Below are 6439 nucleotides of genomic sequence, written 5' to 3'. Positions count from 1 at the left end.
GCTGACGACGTAGGTGTGATCGGCCATGCCCTGCTCCTTCTGACGATGTGACGGACTAGCGGGCGTCGCCGGATCGGCGGGCCGGCGATCCGCAGGCCGAGCTGCAGCTCGGCAGCCTCGATCAGTGAGACGGCGGGCCGTTTCAGTGTCACCGATCTCGCCGCCGGCGTCATGGCCGAGTCGGAGCTCGAGACCGATATCGAGAACGGAGGTGATCGGTCCCGCGGAGGTCAACCGGGAGCTGGCGTCGCCGTCATCGGTGTCGGCCTGGGCCATCCAGTTCCGCAGGCACGCTGCAGAGCGACGGCAGCAGCCCCGCTCGGCGGGCGCGTTCGGGGAGGCCGTTCCCGGCGGGTCGTGATCGGGCGCGAGCGGCCGCGGCAGCTGCTGCGGCCGGGGTGTCGTTTCAGCGGACCCGGACCTGGAAGGAATCCCGGAATCGGCGGGTGGCCTCCTCGCCGCGATCCGCAGCGAACGCCGACAACGTCGGGGCCGACCCCGAGCCGCCTGACCGGCGAACCTATGTGCTCACCGCACTAGGCGACGCCAGTACGGCGGGCCTCGTCGCCGCCCCTCCGGGCCGGAAGTCGGCTCCATCCGACCCCCGAGCCGGGTCAGCCCGGCGTCCAGACCGGTCCCGGCGCCACGCAGTTGACCCGGATCCCGCGGTCGACCAGGGCCTGGGCCAGCGAGTAGGTCAGCGCCGTGACCGTGCCCTTGCTCGCCGAGTAGTCGATCAGGGACCGGTTGCCCCGCAACCCGTTCACCGACCCGGTGTTGATCACGGCGCTGCCGGCCCCCAGGTGCGGCAGCGCGGCCCGGGTGACCCGGAAGAAGCTGTGCACGTTGACGTCGACGTCGACACCCTCCTTGGCGAAAGCCACGCACAGCGCGCGGCCGATGCCGGAGTCACCCGCCGGTGACCAGCGCGACCTCCCCCTCCAGCAGCCCCCGGCCGACGTGGTCGGCCATCTCGTCGCGCGGGCGGGGTTGCATGGGGCGGCGTGGCGGGGCGGATCCTGCTGCTGGGCGGTCGGGTTCGGGTCCTGCGGCACCGGTGTCACGACCTCCGGTCGACATGGACGGTTCTCCCCTGACGCGTCCACCCGCTCGCCCCGGACCCGACACGTGCACCGATCCCGAAGCCCGCGCTCGGCCGGTGCATGAAACCCCCTCGGCCCGGGCACTCCGGAGCAATGACGGACATGCGCACCGAGTACAGGCGGCCCGTCGCCGTGATCACCGGGGCCAGCCGGGGCCTGGGCTTTCTGCTGGCGCGGGGCCTCGCCGAGCGCGGCCACGACCTGGTACTCAACGCCCGGTCCGCGGAGGGTCTCGATGTCGCCCGGCGTGACCTGGAGACCCGCGGCGCGCGGGTGGAAGCCGTTCCGGCCGACGTCTCGGTCCCGGCCGAGGCTCAGCGCCTCGTCGACACCGCGGTGGAGCACTTCGGCCGGCTCGACGTCCTGGTCGGCAACGCCGGAACCATCCAGGTCGGCCCGGCGGCCGCGATGCTTGCCGAGGACTACGCCACGGCGATGGACGTCATGTACTGGGGACTCGTTCATTCGACGCTGGCCTCCCTGCCCGTGCTGCGCCGTCACGGCGGCCGGATCCTCGCGGTGACCTCGGTGGGCGGCAAGCTCCCGGCACCGCATCTGCTGCCCTACACCGCGGCCAAACACGCGGCCGTCGGGTTCGCCGAGGGGCTACGCGTCGAGGCTGCGCGCGACGGGGTGTCGGTGACCGTCGGGGTCCCCGGCCTGATGCGAACGGGGTCGCCGCGCAACGCCCTCTTCACCGGCGACCGCGCCGCCGAGTACCGCTGGTTCGCCGTGGCCGACAGCCTGCCGCTGCTGTCGATGGACGCCGAACGCGCGGCCCGCAAGCTCATCGACGCAACACTGCGCGGCCGCCCCGAGATCATCCTGACGCCCGCGGCCAAGCTCGGGGTGCGGGTGCACGGCCTCGCCCCCGCCACCACACTGCGCGTCCTCGCCGGCGTCAACCAGCTGCTGCCGTCGACGGTGGATCCCGGTCCGCGCCCGGGGCACACCACCAGCAGCCCACGCTGGTTCGACATGCTGACCGGGCTCACCCGCAGCGCTGCGCAGCGCTGGCACCAGCACGACGACAAGACGGCCCACCATGGCGAGCCGGCCCGGCCCTGACCGGGGAGGGCTCAAGGCCTCCCGGGCGCGGGGCTCCTCAGGCGGTACCCGGGCGCAACAGCACCTTGACCGCGCCGTCCTGCTTCCTCTGGAACGCCGCGTAGGCCTCCGGGGCGGACTCGAGCGGCACCCGGTGGGTGACGAAGTCCTCGGTGCCCAGCGGGTCGTGCCCTTGCGGTTGCGAATCTCATCCTGGAGCGCGGCTGCAGCCGCCGCCTTCGACCGACCGGCCCGCTCCAACGAGCGCGTCGCGCCGTCGAAGTCGCGGAACCGGCAGCGGACGACGTAGCTCGTGCTGCCCAGTCGCTTTGATCGAGGTGCTGCCGCGTGGGCCCATGGCCAGCGGTGGTCTCGCCCTCCCTCTCGGCTCCTGCCCGAAGCATTCCCGTGGGTTTTCGTGGGAGTAGATCTTCGGAACCTACCGGATACGGCAGACACAAGCGGCTGACCTGCGAAAATGTGGGGCGGGTGGGGTTCGAACCCACGACCTGACGGGTTATGAGTCCGCTGCTCTGACCAGCTGAGCTACCGCCCCAGGATCCACGACTCTACCGAGCGCGCCCCTCACTCCTCCACCAGCTCGATCACGGCGGGTCCGTGGGGTGGGAGGCCTGACATCCAGATCGCCTCCGGGTCGTCCTCGATCAGCCAGGGCGGGCGGGTGTGCTCGGTGTCCTGGCCGCGGCTGCTCGCGCCGGTCATGGGCATGAACGGTGTGTGCTGGCCCGATGACGATGCCCGGGTCGAACTGGTCGTGCGGGCCGGGGGCTCCTCCAGAGCTGACGCGGGCGTTCGCCCGGACGACGACCGCGGCTCGGTGGCCGACCCCGGTCGGCCGGAGGCGTCCGCGCCTCCCCCGCCGCCGAGCGGCCCGGTGCTGCCGGTTCCGGGGAGCGGTGCGGTGGCGCCGGGCCGGGTGGTCCACGGTCGGCCCGGCACCCATCCCGAGCCGAGGGCGGTCGGATCGCCGACGACGGGTGCGCCGGTCGGCGAGGTGCGACCGGCGGCTGCCACCCTCGGGCCGGGCACCGACGCGGCGCCGGACGTCGAGGCCGGGAGGCCGCCCGGGCGGAGCGTCGACGCACCACTGCCCGCTGACACCGGGGTGGAGCCCTTCGTGGTCGAGACGGTGCCGGCCGGGCTGCCGCCGACCGCAGGAACGACAGCAGGGCCACTGCCGCCGGAGCCCCCGCCGCCGGAGGCGGCAGCGGGGTCGGTTCCGCCCGGCACGGGTCCCGCGACTGCCGGGGACGAGCCCGCGCGTGAGGGCACAGCGCTCGCCGGGCCCACGCTCGACGCACCACCACCAGGCCAGGCCGGCGCCTGGGTCCGGGCACCGATGGACGTACTCGGCGCCGCCACCGTCGGCGGCTCGAGCGGCTGGAAGACGTATCTGAGGTTGTGGTTCGAGTTGCCCTGGTAGAGGTTGGCGGCGTCGACCGCCAGGGTCCGCCCCTCCTCCTTCACGGTGTAGACCTGCGGGTTGACGGAGACACGGGTGCCGAAGGCCGGCGGCGGGACATCGGTCGCGGCCCTGTCCGCCGCCGCCTGCATGTCGACGCGGGCGCGGGCGTAGTAGGCCGCCTGCTCCTGCAACGCGTACGTCGCCAGCCGTGCCTGCTCGGCGCCCACCTCGCCGACGCTGGTGACCCGGGCGATGTGCTGACGCGCGGCGTCGGCGGCCTCGCCCTCGTGCACGGCCTGGCTCTTCGCCATGACGGCGCGCAGGTCGGCGACGGCCTTGTCGAACGTCTCGGACACCGCGGTGTAGAGCTGAGCGGTGTTCTGGAGGCTCTCCGACCCCGGCCCGAGCATGATCGGGTCGTAGAGGGCCGGAAGGGCGTAGGTCTCGAAGGGAACGGCCGTGCCCGGGTAGTTCTCCGCCATCGCGAACTCCCTCAGCGCAGGGGTGGAGGGTTGGACGGGATCATCTCGGCCATGTGGCGTGAGCGCCCGTACTGATGCCCATTGCCAGCAAGTTTGATGCTGATCTCGTGCTGCAGCCCACCGCCATCGTCCGTCAGCTCCACGCCGGGATCTTCCCAGCCCGGCGTGGAGCCGTGGGGCGGTTTCGCGAAGGTCAGCCCGTGAGAGCGTGGACCCGCTTGCGGGTGTCCTTCGCCAGGCCCTCGGCCTGGGTGGCGACCTCGGAACCGACGGCCGCGGCGCGCTCGACGACGTCGTGGCCGAGTTTGGAGGCCTGGCTGGTGACCTGGTCGAGAACGCCGGGAGCCTTCTTCTCGAACTCGGACCACTTCTTCTCTGCGGTCTTCTGCAACTTCGCCCCGCGCTTGGCGGCGCGCTTCTGCAGTTCCGCAGCGCGCTTCTCGGCCGTCTTCTGGAACTCGGCTCCGCGCTTCTCGACGACCTTCTGCAGCTTCGCGCCCCGCTTCTCCGCGACCTTCTGCAGCTTGGCGCGCCGCTTCTCGGCGACCTTCGCAGCCTTGGCGGCCTTCTTGGACCAGGCGTCGGAGAGGTCCGACGCGCGGGTGGCCAGGTCGGCGCCGACCTTGGACGCCTGGTCACCGGCCTTCGACGCGTGGGCGGAGAGGGCCGCGCCCGCACCCGGGGCGAGCCCGACGAGGCCGGCCGCGATCCCACTGACGGCGCCCGAGGCGTCGCCCGCGACACCCGCGGCCCTGTCCCCGGCCTCGGAGGCCCTGTCGCCGACCTCGTGCGCGAACTCGGCGAGCTTGCCCGACGCGTCGGAGCCGCTGCCGGAGAACTTGTCCGCGAGGTCGGACGCGGCCTCGGAGATCGACGTGGCCTGCGCCGAGACGGCGGCCGACGCCAGCTTGGCGGCCCGGCGTCCACGCCAGCCGAGCGAGGGCTTGCCCTCGGTGTCGGCGGCGGCGATGAGCAGCCCGCCGAGGAGGCCCACGTTCTTGAAGAAGTGGATCTGCTGCTGGGCCTTGACCTCGGGATCGGTCTCCGCCCAGAAGCGGTGCCCGGCCAGCGTGGTGGGGAGCAGCGAGGCCGCGAGGGCGGCGGAGGCCAGCCGCGGGAACTTGCCGACGGCCAGCAGCGAACCAGCCACGACCTTGACACCCCCGTCGATCTTCACGAGGAGCTCGTCGTCGGGTCGGTGTTCGATCGGGGTGGCCTCGACGGCCGCGTCGACGGCGGGCGCCATCGCGTCGAGCACGGGTTTCGCTGCCTCGGCGTGGCGCTGCGGGGACCGGAGGGCGTTGATACCGCCGGTGATGAAGATGGCCGCCAGCATGGGGCGGGCTACGCGTCGCAACAGCATGCCTGGCGGTACCCGCAACCCTTCGGACCCAAACGCTGTATCGATCCACAGAGAGGTGACATCATGCTTTCGTGCAGAGCAGCAGGCCGGCCATCGGGCTGGACGTCGGCGGGACGAAGATCGCGGGGGCGGTGGTCGACGAAACCGGCGCCGTGCTCACGGAGCTGGTGGAGCCGACGCCGGAGGAGTCCGACGCGGAGTCCGTCACGGCGGTGCTGCTCGACATGATCGAGCGGCTGCGGGCCGAGCACGACGTCGTCGCGATCGGGGTCGGGGCCGCGGGGATCGTCGAGTGGCCCATCGGCACGATGCTGTGGGCGCCGAACAACGCCTACCGCGACTGGCCCGTGCGCGAGCAGCTGGAGAAGTCCACGAACCTGCCCGTGGTCGTCGACAACGACGCCAACGTCGCCGCGCTCGCCGAGGCCCGGCTGGGCGAACCGTTCCCGAACATGATGCTCGTGACGGTCGGCACCGGCATCGGCGGCGGCCTCGTGATGAACGGCGACATCTACCGCGGACCCACCGGGATGGGCGCCGAGCTCGGCCACATCATCCTCAACCCCGACGGCCCGCGCTGCGGCTGCGGCAACCACGGTTGCTTCGAGGCCTACGCCTCCGGCACGGCGCTGACGCGCATGGGACGTGACGCCGCGGCCGACGACCCCGACGGCGTGATCGCACGCCTCGGGGCGGGCGAGGTCACCGGCCACACGGTGGTGCAGGCCGTGCAGCAGGGCGACGAGACCGCGACAGCCTTGTTCGCTCGGCTCGGCCGCTGGCTGGGCGTGGGGATCGCGTCGCTGGCCAACATCTTCGAGGTCGACGCGGTGGTCGTCGGCGGCGGACTGGTGGAGACCGGCGAGCTGCTCCTGGCCCCCGCCCGGGCCGCGGCGCGCGAGTTCGCCTACGCCCCGACGGCGCGCGGGATCACGCCGATCGTGCCCGCTACCTTCGGCGGCGACGCCGGCAAGATCGGCGCGGCCCTGCTCGCCCTCGACCACATCGACTGACCACC

Annotated in this window: 6 protein-coding genes, 1 tRNA gene and 2 pseudogenes; 2 read left to right on the top strand and 7 right to left on the bottom strand. The window is 72.7% G+C overall.

Annotated features, from left to right (window positions below):
- Together JWR81_RS19355 and JWR81_RS19350 are read right to left on the bottom strand one after the other, a co-directional pair.
- Positions 1–276 (bottom strand): hypothetical protein (locus JWR81_RS19355; protein WP_297654536.1); only part of this gene is annotated, 276 nt, incomplete at its 3' end.
- Between the two features lie 344 nt (positions 277–620).
- Positions 621–996, bottom strand: a pseudogene (locus tag JWR81_RS19350) (SDR family NAD(P)-dependent oxidoreductase); the annotation flags it as partial.
- A gap of 209 nt (positions 997–1205) precedes the next feature.
- Between JWR81_RS19350 and JWR81_RS19345 the strand changes: the two are divergent.
- Entirely contained in the window at positions 1206–2171 is a 966-nt protein-coding gene (locus JWR81_RS19345; RefSeq protein ID WP_297654534.1) for an SDR family oxidoreductase, read from the top strand.
- A 37-nt stretch (positions 2172–2208) separates the two neighbouring features.
- On the opposite strand, the pseudogene JWR81_RS19340 reads toward JWR81_RS19345, so the two are convergent.
- The 5 genes and pseudogenes from JWR81_RS19340 to JWR81_RS19320 all read right to left on the bottom strand — a co-directional run.
- Positions 2209–2337, bottom strand: a pseudogene (locus JWR81_RS19340) (glutathione-dependent formaldehyde dehydrogenase); the annotation flags it as partial.
- 294 nt (positions 2338–2631) lie between these two features.
- Positions 2632–2706: transfer RNA gene (locus tag JWR81_RS19335), tRNA-Ile, on the bottom strand.
- A gap of 29 nt (positions 2707–2735) precedes the next feature.
- Positions 2736–4058 carry a hypothetical protein gene (locus tag JWR81_RS19330; RefSeq protein WP_297654530.1) on the bottom strand — a complete coding sequence of 441 codons (1323 nt, stop codon included), beginning with the start codon at positions 4056–4058 and terminating at the stop codon, positions 2736–2738.
- A gap of 11 nt (positions 4059–4069) precedes the next feature.
- A complete protein-coding gene (locus JWR81_RS19325) occupies positions 4070–4201 on the bottom strand; it encodes a hypothetical protein (protein ID WP_297654527.1) in 132 nt (43 codons plus the stop codon).
- A gap of 50 nt (positions 4202–4251) precedes the next feature.
- Entirely contained in the window at positions 4252–5394 is a 1143-nt protein-coding gene (locus JWR81_RS19320; protein ID WP_297654523.1) for a DoxX family membrane protein, read from the bottom strand.
- A 98-nt stretch (positions 5395–5492) separates the two neighbouring features.
- Here JWR81_RS19320 and JWR81_RS19315 point away from each other — a divergent pair, with 98 nt between their 5' ends.
- Positions 5493–6434, top strand: coding sequence for an ROK family protein (locus JWR81_RS19315; RefSeq protein WP_297654521.1), 942 nt, complete (start codon positions 5493–5495; stop codon positions 6432–6434).
- Positions 6435–6439: the final 5 nt, after the last annotated feature.

The sequence above is a fragment of the Pseudonocardia sp. genome, assembly GCF_025965585.1.
Lineage (GTDB): Bacteria > Actinomycetota > Actinomycetes > Mycobacteriales > Pseudonocardiaceae > Pseudonocardia.
The sequence above is the reverse complement of the archived record's forward strand: the minus strand, read 5'-3'. Positions and strand labels throughout refer to the sequence as shown.

Excerpts from the sequence above, each read along its gene's own strand:
- JWR81_RS19330 (WP_297654530.1), bottom strand. The coding sequence starts at position 4,058 with ATGGCGGAGAACTACCCGGGCACGGCCGTTCCCTTCGAGACCTACGCC.
- JWR81_RS19320 (WP_297654523.1), bottom strand. The coding sequence starts at position 5,394 with ATGCTGGCGGCCATCTTCATCACCGGCGGTATCAACGCCCTCCGGTCC.
- JWR81_RS19345 (WP_297654534.1), top strand. The coding sequence starts at position 1,206 with ATGCGCACCGAGTACAGGCGGCCCGTCGCCGTGATCACCGGGGCCAGC.